11 protein-coding genes are annotated in these 15,374 nt (G+C 34.2%); 1 reads left to right on the top strand and 10 read right to left on the bottom strand.

Features of this window, described 5'->3' with window-relative positions:
• Nucleotides 1-40: 40 nt before the first annotated feature.
• From LKACC16343_RS03290 to LKACC16343_RS03250, 9 genes are all read right to left on the bottom strand, one after another.
• Complete coding sequence (locus tag LKACC16343_RS03290; protein WP_056954147.1) at nucleotides 41-793, bottom strand: class I SAM-dependent methyltransferase; 753 nt, start codon at nucleotides 791-793, stop codon at nucleotides 41-43.
• Between the two features lie 117 nt (nucleotides 794-910).
• Entirely contained in the window at nucleotides 911-2,791 is a 1,881-nt protein-coding gene (locus LKACC16343_RS03285) for a beta-glucoside-specific PTS transporter subunit IIABC (protein ID WP_056954145.1), read from the bottom strand.
• A gap of 17 nt (nucleotides 2,792-2,808) precedes the next feature.
• Complete coding sequence (locus tag LKACC16343_RS03280; protein WP_056954143.1) at nucleotides 2,809-3,648, bottom strand: PRD domain-containing protein; 840 nt, start codon at nucleotides 3,646-3,648, stop codon at nucleotides 2,809-2,811.
• A gap of 29 nt (nucleotides 3,649-3,677) precedes the next feature.
• Entirely contained in the window at nucleotides 3,678-5,105 is a 1,428-nt protein-coding gene (locus tag LKACC16343_RS03275) for a glycoside hydrolase family 1 protein (protein WP_056954141.1), read from the bottom strand.
• A 222-nt stretch (nucleotides 5,106-5,327) separates the two neighbouring features.
• On the bottom strand, nucleotides 5,328-7,037 hold the full coding sequence (locus LKACC16343_RS03270) for a glycosyltransferase family protein (RefSeq protein WP_143444168.1): 1,710 nt from the start codon (nucleotides 7,035-7,037) through the stop codon (nucleotides 5,328-5,330).
• Between the two features lie 78 nt (nucleotides 7,038-7,115).
• The gene (locus tag LKACC16343_RS03265) at nucleotides 7,116-8,756 is read right to left on the bottom strand and encodes a hypothetical protein (RefSeq protein WP_056954137.1); all 1,641 of its coding nucleotides are present in this window, start codon (nucleotides 8,754-8,756) and stop codon (nucleotides 7,116-7,118) included.
• Nucleotides 8,757-8,832: 76 nt separating this feature from the next.
• The gene (locus LKACC16343_RS03260; RefSeq protein WP_056954135.1) at nucleotides 8,833-9,177 is read right to left on the bottom strand and encodes an iron-sulfur cluster biosynthesis family protein; all 345 of its coding nucleotides are present in this window, start codon (nucleotides 9,175-9,177) and stop codon (nucleotides 8,833-8,835) included.
• A gap of 8 nt (nucleotides 9,178-9,185) precedes the next feature.
• Complete coding sequence (locus LKACC16343_RS03255; RefSeq protein ID WP_056954133.1) at nucleotides 9,186-10,001, bottom strand: hypothetical protein; 816 nt, start codon at nucleotides 9,999-10,001, stop codon at nucleotides 9,186-9,188.
• 2 nt (nucleotides 10,002-10,003) lie between these two features.
• A complete protein-coding gene (locus LKACC16343_RS03250; RefSeq protein ID WP_056954131.1) occupies nucleotides 10,004-10,666 on the bottom strand; it encodes an HAD hydrolase-like protein in 663 nt (220 codons plus the stop codon).
• Between the two features lie 87 nt (nucleotides 10,667-10,753).
• Here LKACC16343_RS03250 and LKACC16343_RS03245 point away from each other — a divergent pair, with 87 nt between their 5' ends.
• A complete protein-coding gene (locus tag LKACC16343_RS03245; protein ID WP_056954129.1) occupies nucleotides 10,754-13,090 on the top strand; it encodes an HAD-IC family P-type ATPase in 2,337 nt (778 codons plus the stop codon).
• 33 nt (nucleotides 13,091-13,123) lie between these two features.
• On the opposite strand, the gene LKACC16343_RS03240 is transcribed toward LKACC16343_RS03245, so the two are convergent.
• Nucleotides 13,124-15,319, bottom strand: coding sequence for an SLAP domain-containing protein (locus LKACC16343_RS03240; protein ID WP_056954127.1), 2,196 nt, complete (start codon nucleotides 15,317-15,319; stop codon nucleotides 13,124-13,126).
• Nucleotides 15,320-15,374 lie beyond the last annotated feature (55 nt).

Raw genomic sequence — 15,374 nt, 5'->3', positions numbered from 1 at the left:
TGAGTTACTGGCTATTTTTTTGAATAAAATGAAATGTATTTTATTTTTTCACAGAATAGCTAGCCCAAAATGTCGGAATATTGAAATCATGAAGTTTACCTTCACTATTAGTATCTTCATATAAATCAACAATTTGAAAACCAGCCTTAATTTGACCACGCAACTGTTCATCCAATGTATGTGAAAATTGAACTCCATCTTCTTCTAAAGGAAATTCCTCTTTAATTTTATCATCCTGTAAAGGATTGTAGGGTAAGGCATGATAGAGCTTGGTTTCCGTTTTATCAAAGATATAGTTGATACCATTATCCATACCTACCAATAGGCGACCACCCTTTTTCAAAATACGATGACTTTCTTCCCAAACATGTTGAACATCTTCAATGTAACAATTAGCAACTGGTTGAATAATCAAATCAAAACTATCATTGGCAAATGGCAAAAGCTTAGTCATATCACCACGAATAATTTCTATATCATATCCTTCACGTTTAGCAACTGTTTCTTCAGCATCTAATTGTTTTTGCGAATAATCAAAGACTGTACAGTCGGCACCCAAAGCAGCTAATATTGGCATTTGTTGTCCACCGCCCGAAGCTAAACCTAAAACCTTTTTACCAATCAACGATTCTGGGAACCAATCACGGGGAATTTCTCGATTAGGTGTCAAAACCATTCTAAATTCACCCTTTTGAGCCTTAACATATTCTTCGTGTGAAATAGGTTTGCCCCATTCCCAACCTTCTTCGACCCATTGGTCAATAATTTTAGAATTAAACTTTGTATAATCCATTAGCTTCCCCCCATTTGTAAAATTTCTATAATTATAGAATTAATATTCTTCCATAACAACAAAAAAACCGGTCAACTGAACATTGACCGGTTATTCTCTATCTAAAAATGTTTATTATTAGCCATTCAAAGGAATTGTTACATTATTATTAATTTCTTTACCGTTTAGATTTTTCTTTTTAGTAATTACCAAGGGAAACTCTTGTTTTGAATTTTCTAATTTAGTCTCAATAAAATCATAATTATTACTATTTGTCACAATCATCATAACGGTAGAATCATATCCTTCTTTTTTGATACTTTCTAAATCAAATTTAATAAGGCTCTCACCAGTAACAACCTTTTGTCCTTGTTCCACTAGTGTCTTAAAGAATTTTCCCTGTAATTTAACTGTATCAATACCAATATGTAACAGTAACTCTGTACCTTCTTCACTCGTTATTCCAATTGCATGTCCTGTAGGAAATACTGCACTTATCTTTCCATTAACTGGAGATACCAAATTACCATTCGTTGGTTCAATTGCTATTCCTTTACCCATAGCTTCACTTGAGAATACGGGATCATGAACTTCACTAAGTGAAATCAGATTTCCTTGAACGGGTTGATCAACAATTATATCTTTATCCTTTTCTACATTCTCTTCTTTTTGAGAATCATCATTTTTAACTCCAAATATATAAGTTAGTACAACAGCTCCGAAGAATGAAATTAACAATCCTATAATCTCGGATACAAACCCTTTACCCAAATACGTTGGTATTGCTAATAAACTAGGGAAAGTAAACGTTGATGCATGGACCTGTGCTGCCCCTATAACTGCTCCACCAATACCAGATGCAATCATTGCACAATAAAACGGTCTTTTTAATTTCAACGTCACACCATAGATAGCTGGTTCTGTAATTCCAAAAAGTCCTGTAATGAAGGCCGATCCGGCTAATGTTTTCATCTTTGAATTCTTTGTTTTTAAAAACACTCCTAAAGCGGCTCCGGCCTGAGATAATACAGCCCCACATATGATTGGAAGCCACTGATCATAACCTTGATTAGCAACATTGTTAATCATCAATGTAATTAGTGCCCAATGAACACCAAATATTACAATTGTTTGATGTAATGCTCCTAAAATTGCACCCGCTATCATTGGAGAAAAGTTATACATTACTGAAAGTAAAGTTGCTAATATTTGACTAATGCTAGAACCAACCGGTCCAATAACTACCATTGATAATGGTAACATTACTATTAGTATAACTAATGGAGTTAAAACATTTCTCACTGATTCTGGAAAAATCCGATCCAATAAAGGCTCTAAATAAGATAATCCCCATACAATTAACAAAATGGGAAATACCGAAGCGGTATATGTTACCGGTATTACAGGCAATCCAAAGAATCCTAAGGTTACTCCTTTTGTTGCGGCCGTAGCTAAATTGGGATAAATCATTGCTCCGGCCAAACTTACTGCAACAAACTTGTTCACTTTTAATCTTTGGGCTGCTGTAAATGCCAGAAATAATGGTAAAAAGTAAAAGATAGAATCACTTGCTGCATACCATAATTTATATGCCCCACTATTAGCTGACAACCAATTCATTGTTGTTGCAAGTGTAAGAAGGCCCTTTAGAATACCTGCCCCAGCCAATGCACCTAGAAATGGTGTAAAAACAGCAGAAACAAAACTCATCAATGAATTTATCGGGTTAATCTTTTCTTTTTTTTCTTCAGTTTTTTTCTTACTTTTGGAATTCAAATTTAATTGATCACTCAGAGTATCGAATACATCTCCTACAGTGTTACCAATTACAATCTGATATTGTCCCGCACTTTTCACAACTGTGATTACTCCGTTTAATGATTCAATATGATTAGTATCAGCCTTAGATTCATCTGAAAGCTTGAACCTCAACCTTGTTGCACAATGCCAAACATCATTAATATTTTCTTTTCCACCAACATCTTTAATAATATTAGTAGCCAAATTTGTATAATCCATGTTTATTCCCTCTAATATTAAATATTCTCTTTCATTACTCTTTGAATATGTATAGTTAAAAAGGTTAACTCATTTGCTGATACTGTGACTTTTAACTGCTTTTGAATATATAACTGAACTTTCTTCGCTATTTCAAAAGCATCTGGATATGTTGAAGATATCGTAGTTAACAATTCAATATTGTCGTCACTATTACCCGCCGATTTATCCAAATCATAAATCCTTACTAATAAGAAATTTAAATGAGTTATTAATCTTCTATAACTAATTGATTCACTATTAATTGTTTTTCCAACTTTATATTGAATTATATCGACAATATCTTTTGTAATTTTTAAATTCTCGTTTACATTGGTCTGTCTATCCGAACCACCTTCGACAAATTTCAATCCAATAAATCCTGCCTCATCTCTAGGTAAAAGTACTTCTGTTTCCCTTTTAATGATTTCAATTGCTTTTATTCCAATTTCGAATTCATTAGGATATATTTTTTCAATTTCCCATAAAAGATTATTCTGGATTGTAATCCCTTTTTCCTGACGTTTAACGGCAAAATGAATATGGTCGATTAATGCAATAAGCACAGAAGAATCAAATTTAGTATTCATTTTCTTCTCAGCCACAAGCATTATTTCTGCAGAAATATTGAAATAGACTTCCGGAATTGCATTAACTAAATCCAAAAATCCATTAAAGTGTGAGAACTTAGATGCGGTAAAAATTTTTTCAACTTTGGCTTGGTCTACTTCATCCCCTAAATGTTTCTGAAAAGCAATACCACTACCCAAAACAATAAATTCTTGCCCTTTTGATGTTGCCAACAAAGCATTATTATTAAATGTTTTCTTTATCCGCATCTTTATGTCCCCTTTCTGATCGATAATACTTAGTTTATCATTGATCCATTAGAATCAATCACATCCCTATACCAATAGAAACTATCCTTTGGGATGAGCGCACCATTTCCATTACCCTCATCATCGTAATTGACATATATAAAACCATATCTCTTTTTCATTTCCGCTGTACCTGCGCTAACAATATCAAACGGTGCCCATGAACAATAAGCAAAAATATCTGCTCCATCTTTAATTGCTCTAATCATTGCTTCAATATGTTGTTTGTGATAATCAATTCTATAATCGTCATGTACTTTTTGATCTACTGTTAACTCATCATTAAATCCTAATCCATTCTCCGCAATCATCATTGGAACTCTGTATCTGTCCCAATAATTGGACATACATATGTACAAACCATTTGCATTAATAGACCAACCCCAGTCATTCTTTTTAAGACTAGGATTATCTACGATTACTGGTTTTCCATCACCACTATCTCCTTTAACTGTATGTGACCAGTAATACGAAACGGCTAGGAAATCAGCGGTGTTTTCCTTTAGTATTTCTTTATCCCCATCTGTAATATCGATTGAAATACCATTATCTTTGAAATAGTTTAATGCATACTGAGGATAATATCCTCGCAATAACACATCGCTAAAGAAATATTGCATTCGATTATACTCAAAACTTGCATTCACATCTTTAGGATCACATGAATAAGGTACTGTTAAATTGTCAGCAAGCATCACCCCAATTTTTAACTTTGGATTAATCCCTTTCGCTATTTTCTTCACTTTAGCTGAAGCAACAAATTGATTATGTAAAGCTATATATTGTTGTCTTTGATATTTACCATCCTTTTCATCAATAATCCCTAGCGATGCGAAGCCCTCTCTATCAAACAAGTTTATTTGATTCATAACTATCCAATATTTAACTAATTTTTGATATCTTCTTAATACTATTTCACTATATTTTGCAAAAAAAGTAATAGTCTTTCTTTCCGACCATCCATTATATTTTTCAACTAAATGTAAAGGCATTTCATAATGAGATATTGTTACTATTGGTTCAATCCCTTTCTCCTTCATATACTCAAATAGATGGTCATAATAAATTAGTCCTTTTTCATTAGGTTCTTCTTCATCTCCGTTTGGAAAAATTCTAGTCCAAGCTATAGACAATCTCAATGTCTCTATGTGCATCTCTGCCAATTTATCAATATATTCTTTGTATCTCTCAAAAAAATGAACTCCACTTCTTTTTGGATAATGATAATTACCATTTTTATATTCATTAAAATGTTCTCTATCCAAATCGTTAAAATGTAACTCAGTTGGACGTGCATTTGGTAAATATGGCTGAATATCTGCTGTACTTAATCCCTTATTATCGCTATTAAAGCTTCCTTCAGCTTGATTTGCGGCAATCGCACCACCCCAAAGAAAATTATTTTTTATTTTATTCATACTAAACCTCCAATGGAACGCAAAAAAGACCTCTAGGGATGACGGCACACTTTCTCCATTTAATGAAAAAGCGTACGGTCATGCCCTAAAGGTCTATTAGGTAACATTCCGTATTAATATCTAGTTCTAATAATATAATGCGCTTACATAATTGTCAAATATACATTTTTGATAACAAAAAATAACCAGCCCACAAAAAGTTGACTGGTTATTTGCCGAATATTATTTTTCTTTATTACTCTTCAAGCCTTCAATTTTACTGAAGTCGATTAAATTCAATTTATTAATAAACAGTACTGCGATAATAACTAGTAATGATAAGAATGAAGTACGACGAGCTACCTTTTGTGTCGTTGTCTCAAAGTAATCAACTACTACCTTACCTTTGCCGTGGACTGTTACTTGGGCCAAGTTGTTATTAGTTTTATCTACACGTAACTTGGATACTTTACCCTTTGATTGCGTGCTTTGGAAACCGTAATAACCGATAATTGGCAAATCAACTTTGGCATGTTTAGCGTTTTTGAAATTAAAGCTTAAACGTGTGCCATACTGTTTAAAATTGGTAATCTTAGCTTTTCCTTTAGTTACTTGAGGTTTGTGCTTACTTCTTTGTAGTTTGCTCAAATTAGTTCCTATAGGAAGATACTCTTGACCTGCTCCAATACTATAAGGTTCCGACTTACTATAGGCCTCATAAGTATTTCTTTGAAGCGGCGAATCATTTACCAAACGATATTCCGAAGAGATTGCTAACAACATAACGAGTACTATCAATAAAGTCTTCATCGTTCTCTTCTTAAATATTCCCAACGGATCAGCGGCGACAAAGACTGCCAACAATAATGAAGCAATCATATAAAAGCGCCATGGGAATTGAATCATCTTGATTGGTGTCTTATTCAAGAGCTCCCAAGGGAACAATTTAGTACTGCAGAGCAACATTACTGCGCCAATCAATGAGAAATCACGAACAGCTTTATTCTCAATTTTACTCAAGGAAATAAACACGATTATTGCCGCAAAAAACATCAAAATCCCAGGATTAGATTGATTATAAGCATTATTTAAACTTGAATGAGCCATATCGGAAAAATCAGCTGCAGCCGCAACTAGATTAGAATTCGATTGTGTCAAAATAAATTTAGTATGCTTTACTTGCTCCAACATTGGTAAGAAATAGGCTGCCGTTAACAACAAAGAACAAATCGTAGCCCAACAAAGAGAAAGTAAACGAGTTGGTGTTTTCTTCAATTCACCAATTTGGCAAAGCGCTACCGCAACAATTAAAATAGCCATCAATATTGGTGTAATTGCATGTGAATAAATAATTCCAGTCATACCAAAAGTTAGATACAACCAATTTTTATGTTCACCGTAAAAAATTTCATAAATACCTAATAATGCTATCGGTAAGAAAATGAATGCTCCCACTTCACCCAAATCATGACGATATAGAACATCATACATTCGATATGTCGATAATGTATACACGAAACTGAAAACCAGACTACTCCAATATTCTTTCTTGATCTTATAGAAACAAAGGAAAGATACGCCCATCGTCAAGAATGTTAATAGAATATTTAATCCGACAATTGCTTGAGCACTTGAATAACCCATTAAACGTAAGAATGCAGCTGGATAAAGTAGAAAGTCAGAATAAAAAATATTAACAATGTAGCCGAAACCATTCATGAACGACATATTGATAAATGGGAAGTACTGGTGGCGCAGCAATGAATGATATAATCCTTCAATTCTCATATTGTGGAATCGATCATCACTCGTTCCTAAAAATGACCAAATCTTGCCTTGAAAAATCTGTGCTTGATAAACGGCCAAAATGCTGACCAGTAGGAAAAGTGCAATTGTAAATACGATGATTGCAACTTTTTTCCAATTCTTTTTATTCAAAAATGTTAATTGCATAACGAAAATACCTTTCTTAGTAATAAACACAATACGTTTATTATACTAACTAGCCTCTTGTAAAAGATACTTATTTTTTCATTCTTTTTTTCTAAAATAAAAAGTAACAAATAAGATCAATAAACTAGATATCGAAACAATTCTACTACATTTTTGAATCCATGTTTGAACATATTCAACCCTAACAACCCCTTGACCATTTAGAGTCACTTGACCTAAGCCCGTCCTCAAATTCATTTTCAAGGCTGACACATTGCCAAGTGACTTTTTAGATGAATAACCGTAATAACCGATAATTGGCAAGCTAATCTTAGCCTCTTTAGCGTTGGTAAAATTAAATTTTAATTGTGATCCCTCCTGTGCGAACTCGGTAATTTTTACAGTACCATCCTTAATCACAGGAACGTGAGGTGTTAAACGCAATTCAGTTAAACTGGTTTCTTTAGGTAAATATTCTTCACCGCTACCGATACTGTAAGAATCTAAATGATTAAAAGAAGTATAAGTATCATATTCATTAGGATAACTTCTGATTAGATTTGCTTCCGAAACCAAAGTAAGTAAAACTACCAGTCCAACGAAAACGAATTGCCATTTTCTTTTTTCAAATAAATGTAACGGATCAGCAACTAAAAATGTACTGAATAGAATCGTAATCAACATATTTAACCGCCAAGGAAACTGAATTATCTTCAATGGAGTATTTTCCAAAATTTTCCAAGGAAAGAAATTTGTCGTCATCACTAAAAATATTTCACCAATGATTGCAAAGTCACGTACTGCTGAATTCTTTTCTTTCCAAATGACAAATGGAATAGTTAAAGCAACGACGATACAGACTAGCCCGATTCCCTCTTGATAAAGATTATTCGTAAAACTCCAAGTCAAAATATCTTTAAACGAATTACTCCTCTGAGCAACGTCGACTAGTGGTGAAGTCAATTTAAATTTTGTCTGATGCAACTGTTCAAACATCGGTAAGAAATAGGCCAGACTCAATACTGCAGCAGTTAACCCCGCATAAATCAATTTCACAATCCGTTGAGGTTCTTTAATCAAAGTTTTGATTCTAAATAAAATCACGAAAAATATGAAGATTCCAATCAATATTGGTGATAGTGCATGGGCATAAATGACCATTGTCATTCCCAAAGCCAAGAACTTCCACTTATCAGCATCAGCATAAAAAAGCTCATAGACTCCCAGAATTACAATTGGCAGAAAAGTTAATGTCAGTGTCTCACCTACATCAAATCTACGTACCATATCAAAAATCCGATAAGCACTCAAAGTGTAGATAAAGCTAAATAATAAGCTTTTAGTATCGTTATGACTAACGTAACGATAAGTATAAAAAGCTATCAAAAAGGTAACAAAGTTCAGTATGACATAATATGTCACGAAAGCCTGTGCTGTTGTCAGACCAATCAATCTTAAAATGGCCGCTGGATAAAGCCAAAGGTCAGCATAAAAGATATTGGCAATATAACCGAAACCATTCATAAATGACATATTCACAGTTGGAAAGAATTGACCATGCTTTAAAGCTTGATATAGTCCTTCAATTCTCAACACATGAAATCTTCCGTCAGTATCAACATCCAAATAAGACCAAATATGACCGTTAGCTAAATCAGTTATATAAATAATGATGACGCTCATAACAAGAAATAATAACCAAATGAAAAGCATTTTGTGTTGTTCAAAAGTTTTTTTCATAATTTCTGCCTAAAGTAAAAAAGGAAGTCTGAAGACATACGTCTCCAAACTCCCTCAAGATATTTTCTATTCAATTTTAATGGTTGATAATGTTAACACTTTTATCAATTATTTCTCTAGAATTACTAAAGATCAACAGTTGTGTCTTAGGGTCAACCTTCAATTTCATATAATCATCCAAGAAATCTTTTGCACTATCTTTAAAATAAATCGTCCCCAAAGCACTGTCGAGATGAACTGTGTAATCAGACAAGTCCTCTGTTGGATCAACTATGATGATTCGGAACTTCGTTAAAAGTGCACAAGTTCCCTCATCTGAAAAACGACCGAAACCATCGTCCAGATCCAAAAGCAGTTTTTTACCTGCATCAATATATTTTTGTAATTTAGTTTGAGCCTCATTGCTTACTTCAATTTTCATTATCGACCTCAATACTTATATTTCATCGTACTACCCCAATCGATCAGACTGACGATAAATACCATAAATATAATTGTTATGTAACTCAGGAATATCCCATTGAGGACATTGTATAATACATCCCTAACATTGTAGTCGATATTGCTTACAATAATATCTTGCAGTGGATAGTAGACACACCCCAATACGATAGCCAACAGAATCGAAGTACAGATACCAACCGTTCCCAAATGGTGGAAGAACAACATATTAGAACCAACTTTAGAACGTAACCTGATTGCTAATAAAATAAAAATTCCAGCTGCCGCAACCATGACTATCTTAATTAATTTTTTAATAGTTTGAATTTTAACAATCACCGTTTCAATCGGTCCTAAATCATTATCCACAATTTGGTTCATCAAATCTTCATTACTTTTAATAACTGTATCAATTTCATTATCGATATTTAAACCATAATTTTGGGCCTCAGCTTTTAACTTAGTGCTGATGGTCGCTAGTATGGCGCTACCGATAGTTAATTGCGAGTCATCGCTATACACCTCATCCACGGAGGTATTAATTATCTTTTTGACATCTTTATTAGTTAAGTTAACAGATGATAAATTAGTCGAAATGGAGTAACTGTTGACCAATCTTCCCAATCTTTGATTAGTATAATTCTTGATCAAAGTTACATTTGCCTCGCTACTGACCACTTTTTTCACGTAATTACTATTTAAAACCGTAGACAGAGTGATTCCCAAAAAGACGATTACCATCAAACAAATTGATAACAAAATTAATGTAAAACCGTGTCTATTGTAAGACAATGACTTGCTCATAATTATTTCTCCATAGCTAGATTAACAACTTCTTGAGGCTTGTTGACGATCCATTCAGAGTTAGCGGCTTTTAATTCGTCATAGTCACCAAAACCATATGTAACACCAATAGCCTTCAAATTGTTTTTATGTGCCCCTACAATATCACTGCTACGATCCCCAACCATAACAAGATTCTTTGTATCTAATTCAACAGAAGTTTTGTCAATTCCATAAGAAATAACATCTTCTTTTAATGAACGAACTGACTCATCTTCAGCTGCACCAAAAACGTGTCTGACATATTCTTTCATATTTAATTGGTCAATAATTCTTTTGGCAAAAATTTCTGGCTTAGACGTGGCTATAAATAATTGCTTGTCGGCTTCCTTTAATTCTTGAAGCATCTCCAAAACGCCATCATAAACAGTGTACTCCATCCAACCTTCATCTTGATAATATTCCCTAAAGGCGTCTATACTTTGATTAATCAACGGATCATCTGGTGCTAAATGATCGTATTTTTGAAGTGAGGCACCTATAGTTGGTCCAATGAAAGTATGCAAAGTCGCATCATCATGAGGAATATATCCCAAGGTATGTTGGTACATATATCTCAAACTTTTCATAATTCCTGTTTCAGAATTAATAATGGTTCCGTCCAAATCAAAAAATAAATTGTTCAAATTAAATTCATCCTTTTATGTTAAATTTAAGTTATGTAAAGATTATATAGCATTCAATTAAAAATAACTAACAGTCGTAGGTAGAGTATGGCAAAAATAAAAAAGCCGAAAACATATACCAGCCTCGAAGATGGACTAACGAGTCAGCAAGTCGCTACTCAAGTTCAAAAAGGGCTGACAAATGTCCAAATCAAAAAATTATCTCGACCAATCCCAAAAATTTTGGCCGATAACTTATTCACATTATTCAATCTCTTAAACCTGATCATCGCCATCCTAATCTTCTGGACTGGTTCATATCGGAACTTGTTCTTCTTAGGACCCGTACTTGCTAACATTATTATCGGAAGTTATCAGGAAATTAGAGCTAAAATCACCGTCGATAAAATTAGTCTGGTCAATACTCAAAACTTTACCGTTATCCGTGATAAACGTAAACAAGAAATTCCAATTGACCAATTAGTCGAAGACGACATCGTTATGGTTAAACGTGGTGATACAATTCCCGCTGACGGAATCGTTCGTTATTCTAATGGCCTACAAATCAATGAATCCAGTATTACCGGTGAATCCGATACCATCACCAAACAAATTGACAATGAAGTCTTCTCGGGTAGTTTTGCCATCGCTGGACAAGCTAAAATTCAACTGACTCAAGTTGGTCATGAAAGTTTTGTCTCTAAATTGTCATCCGCTGTTGGTAAGGAAAAAAGATCTGTTAGCGTTTTAATGAAAATAATTAATAATATCATTAAGATTTTAACATACACTATCATTCCAATTGGACTTCTTTTATTTTTCCGCTCATTCTTAAAGAATGGAGACGTAGCTCAATCAATTTTGGGTACTTCCGCTTCCGTTATCGGAATGATTCCAGAAGGTTTGGTTCTATTGACTGCTGTGGCTTTAGCTACTGGTTCTTATAATCTATCCAAACGTAACATTCTGGTTCGTTCGTTGAGTGCAATTGAAACTTTAGCTCGAGTTGATACTTTGTGCCTTGATAAAACTGGTACAATCACCACTGGTAAGTTAACTGTTAAAAAGACACTTACTTATGACAATCTAGATGTCAAAAAAGTTCAAGCTATCGCTACTGAAATCGTCGACGTTACCCAAGAAACTAATGCCACTGCTTTAGCTATTAAAAATTTAAATGCTGAAGCTTTTCAAACTGAGGTTCAAAAAGTTATTCCGTTCTCATCTGAAACCAAATATTCTGGGTTTATAGATGAAGAAAACGTTCGTTACATTATGGGTGCCCCTGAATTTATTATCAAGAATCCTGCTTCCGAGGTAACTCAAACAATTGAGCATGCAGCCGAAAAAGGTTTCCGTGTCATTGCCATTCTTAAAGAAGATTCTCAACAAACTCTTCTAGGCTTATTATTGATTTCCGATGAAGTTAGACCGCAGGCTCCTTCTACTTTTTCATATCTAAAGAATCAAGGAATCGATTTAAAAATTATTTCTGGAGATAATCCAGTTACAGTCGCTAATGTTGCTGCACAAGCCGGTATCGCTACTGGCGATAGTTATATTGATATGAGCAGCGTTACAGATGACCAAGACTACCATGAATTAGTCAAAAAATATAAAGTCTTTGGTCGAGTTCGTCCTAGTCAAAAAGCCGATTTAATCAAGGCTATGCAAGATAATGGTCTAACTGTTGGTATGACTGGAGATGGTGTTAACGATGTTCTAGCCATGCGCCAATCTGACTGTAGTATCGCTATTGCTGGTGAAAGTGATGCTGCCGAAGCCTCAGCCGATTTCGTCCTTTTAAATCGTAACTTTGATTCAATGATTTTCATGCTCAATGAAGGTCGACGTGTTATCAATAATGTTGAAAGAGTGGCTTCCTTATTCCTAATCAAAACAATTTACTCCGTTGTTTTGTCGATCTTCTTCATTATTTTAGGAACAGGCTATCCTTTCCAACCATCTCAATTAACACCAATCAACGCTTTAACAGTTGGTATTCCAACATTCATTTTAGCTTTGGAACCAAACTATACGCCACCAGCTGGACGTTTCATGCGAAACGTTATGGAAATTGCCTTACCGTCAGCTATCTGCAATATCATCTTTATCGTAGCAATCTCAATTTTAGGTCGACACTTTAATTATAATTTTGCGACAACTTCAACTCTTTGCGTTTTCACCATCGGTATTATCGGTTACTGTGCTTTGATTTCCATCAGTAATCCGTTGATAGTCAGAAAACAAGTTATGATTGGTATTTCGTTTGTTTTATTCATTATTACCTTTATCTTTGGAAATAAAGCATTCGGATTACAGAGTATTTTGACATTACAGTACACATACCTCTTCGTTGCTATCTTCTTAACAGCTTGGCCTCTCTTCATGTTCATGCGTGAAGTCCTGGGTCGAAGAGTATTTTCTAAAATTAATTGGAAGTAAAAAACTCAATCCAAAAACGGATTGAGTTTTTTTCTAATGTTCCAAATGTACTTCACTGGCTTTAACCCACATATTAGTAGCTACCCGATACATTTTAGTTCCATTTATCTTAGCAATTCGATCGGTGTACCAAGGTGTATCCTTAGCTAACACCTTTTCAGTACTTACCTTGCCTTTACAATCATATACCGGTGTTTCTTTCGAAGTTGTAACTACATCACTAAATGGTACATACTTATAAGCCCTATCTTTCCTAATGTATTTATCAGTTGCAACTCGATAGTATTCAACTCCATTAATGGTTTTTAATTGATCAGTTACCCAATCACTTGCTTGGCCTAATTCAACATTTACAGCTTTTCCATTAATATCATAAACTTGGACGGAACCACCATCAGGATAAGTTGAAACCAATCCTAAATCATCACTGTCAGCTACTTTTTTCACGGAAATTTTAACATTCTTATTGCCACTATTAATCTGATAAATAGCATCGTTAGCGTTGACCAAAGCGTAACCCGTTGGCACTTTCAAATTGAGATTTGCACCGTCGGCTCCCCTACCTGTCTGAGTTCCTACTTCTTTGTTAGTGGACTCATCAATGTAAGAAATACTATAAGATGTATTAGCCTTAGTTACATAACTGGTAAAAGTCATATTCTCTTTATTGAGCAAAAAGCCATGTGAGGACAGATCGGCTAAACTATAACCATTGGGTACTTCAACGTTGATATAATCTCCTAAATTACCCTGTCCTGTCGTCTTATCAACTACTTCACTAGTAGCTGAATCCTTATATTGAATCGTATAATTCAATCTTTCAACTGGAATACTAGGAGCTGCCTTTTTCATTAAATAAATAGTCTTTTGAGATGCCTGACTGTCTAAGGTCAATATCATATCCGAAGTATCCGCAAAATCATATCCACTCGGTGCCTGCAAAACAATTGAACTGCCTTCGTTACCTACACCAGTTACATTTTTACCTACTTGTTGATTAGTATCCTTGTCTAAATATTTAACGTTATAATTAACATTCTTAGAAATTTCAATAGTCTTAGATGGATTCTTAGCATCTACTTTGAAGGTCTTTTGAGCGTCACTTAATGTATAACCACTAGGAAGCTTAGACGTATCAATCGTCACAGTCGAGCCATCCACTGCTTGTCCAGATTGAGTATCAATAACATTACCGGTCTTCTTATCCTTAATAATAAGATTGTAATTTACTTGTGTCTTATCACCAGAAACAGTTATTAATTGATCTCGTTTTGTATAAACAATATTATTACCAACAACGTGACTTCCCTCATCAATAACTGGTTTTCCACTATCATCAATACCGGTAGCTTCATATGTCACTTTATATTGACCAGGTTCAGTAATATTAATCGCATCGGAGTTCATAGTAACAGAGTACTTATTACCGTTAGAATCAGTAATCGTAACTGGTTTACTCAAACCATCTTTATCATTCAACTGTAAAGTTCGATTAGCTAATTGATTCCAATCCGGCTCTTGAAAAATCTTTACGTGTCGAATTAAAGAATCCCCTTTTACACCATAAGTTACATCAGTAGGAGTAAATTCAATCTCTCCACCTTTAGTATCTATATCGGAACTCATATGGGTTATTTCAGTTTCAACATCGTCCTTATGTCCATTTAAATCAGTTCTATTGTGTGATGATTTGGGCACGTTAGTACCAGCATTATTTAAATTCTTTCCACTAGTAATTGCATCCATAAAATTGCTTGGTAGACTGTCCCCTTTATAATTCATTGGATCCTGTCGTTCTGAACTCAATTCGGGTTTGAAATAATTATATTCTAAGTTAATGGCCTTAGTTTGCTTACCATCTTTATAACTAACCTTTGTAGCAAAATTTGTTTGCTTGTCACGCTGCTCAATTGTCATCGTCAATGAATTTCCTTTATCATCAACAATTCCCAGTTTATTTTGTAACAGAGTTGCATACCCTGCACGGCTATTATCTACATCCTCTTGAAAGATTGGTGAAATCTTTAATGTTTGGCCATCCTTCAAATCGGAAAATTTTTGTTTACCAACTACTGCCGCATCAGATGAAGTATTAGTTGCTTGTGTTAACTCATTTTTGACATGAATTTCTTTTGATTTGGTTGTTGCCTTAATAACTGAAGTATTAGCTCCCAAAATTGTGGTTGATAGCAATATTCCAGCTAAAGCTACCATTCTATATTTTTTCATAAAAACATATCTCCCTGATATTTTATATGAATCTACACCTCTAGAATAGCAGTTA

This window comes from Companilactobacillus bobalius (assembly GCF_002179915.1).
Classification (GTDB): domain Bacteria; phylum Bacillota; class Bacilli; order Lactobacillales; family Lactobacillaceae; genus Companilactobacillus; species Companilactobacillus bobalius.
This window is presented reverse-complemented; position numbering and strand designations above follow the sequence as displayed.

Bases quoted from the DNA above. Each gene is read 5' to 3' on its own strand.
- LKACC16343_RS03245 (WP_056954129.1), top strand. From the start codon at position 10,754: ATGGCAAAAATAAAAAAGCCGAAAACATATACCAGCCTCGAAGATGGA.
- LKACC16343_RS03280 (WP_056954143.1), bottom strand. From the start codon at position 3,648: ATGCGGATAAAGAAAACATTTAATAATAATGCTTTGTTGGCAACATCA.
- LKACC16343_RS03270 (WP_143444168.1), bottom strand. From the start codon at position 7,037: ATGCAATTAACATTTTTGAATAAAAAGAATTGGAAAAAAGTTGCAATC.
- LKACC16343_RS03290 (WP_056954147.1), bottom strand. From the start codon at position 793: ATGGATTATACAAAGTTTAATTCTAAAATTATTGACCAATGGGTCGAA.
- LKACC16343_RS03240 (WP_056954127.1), bottom strand. From the start codon at position 15,319: ATGAAAAAATATAGAATGGTAGCTTTAGCTGGAATATTGCTATCAACC.
- LKACC16343_RS03285 (WP_056954145.1), bottom strand. From the start codon at position 2,791: ATGGATTATACAAATTTGGCTACTAATATTATTAAAGATGTTGGTGGA.
- LKACC16343_RS03265 (WP_056954137.1), bottom strand. From the start codon at position 8,756: ATGAAAAAAACTTTTGAACAACACAAAATGCTTTTCATTTGGTTATTA.
- LKACC16343_RS03255 (WP_056954133.1), bottom strand. From the start codon at position 10,001: ATGAGCAAGTCATTGTCTTACAATAGACACGGTTTTACATTAATTTTG.
- LKACC16343_RS03260 (WP_056954135.1), bottom strand. From the start codon at position 9,177: ATGAAAATTGAAGTAAGCAATGAGGCTCAAACTAAATTACAAAAATAT.
- LKACC16343_RS03275 (WP_056954141.1), bottom strand. From the start codon at position 5,105: ATGAATAAAATAAAAAATAATTTTCTTTGGGGTGGTGCGATTGCCGCA.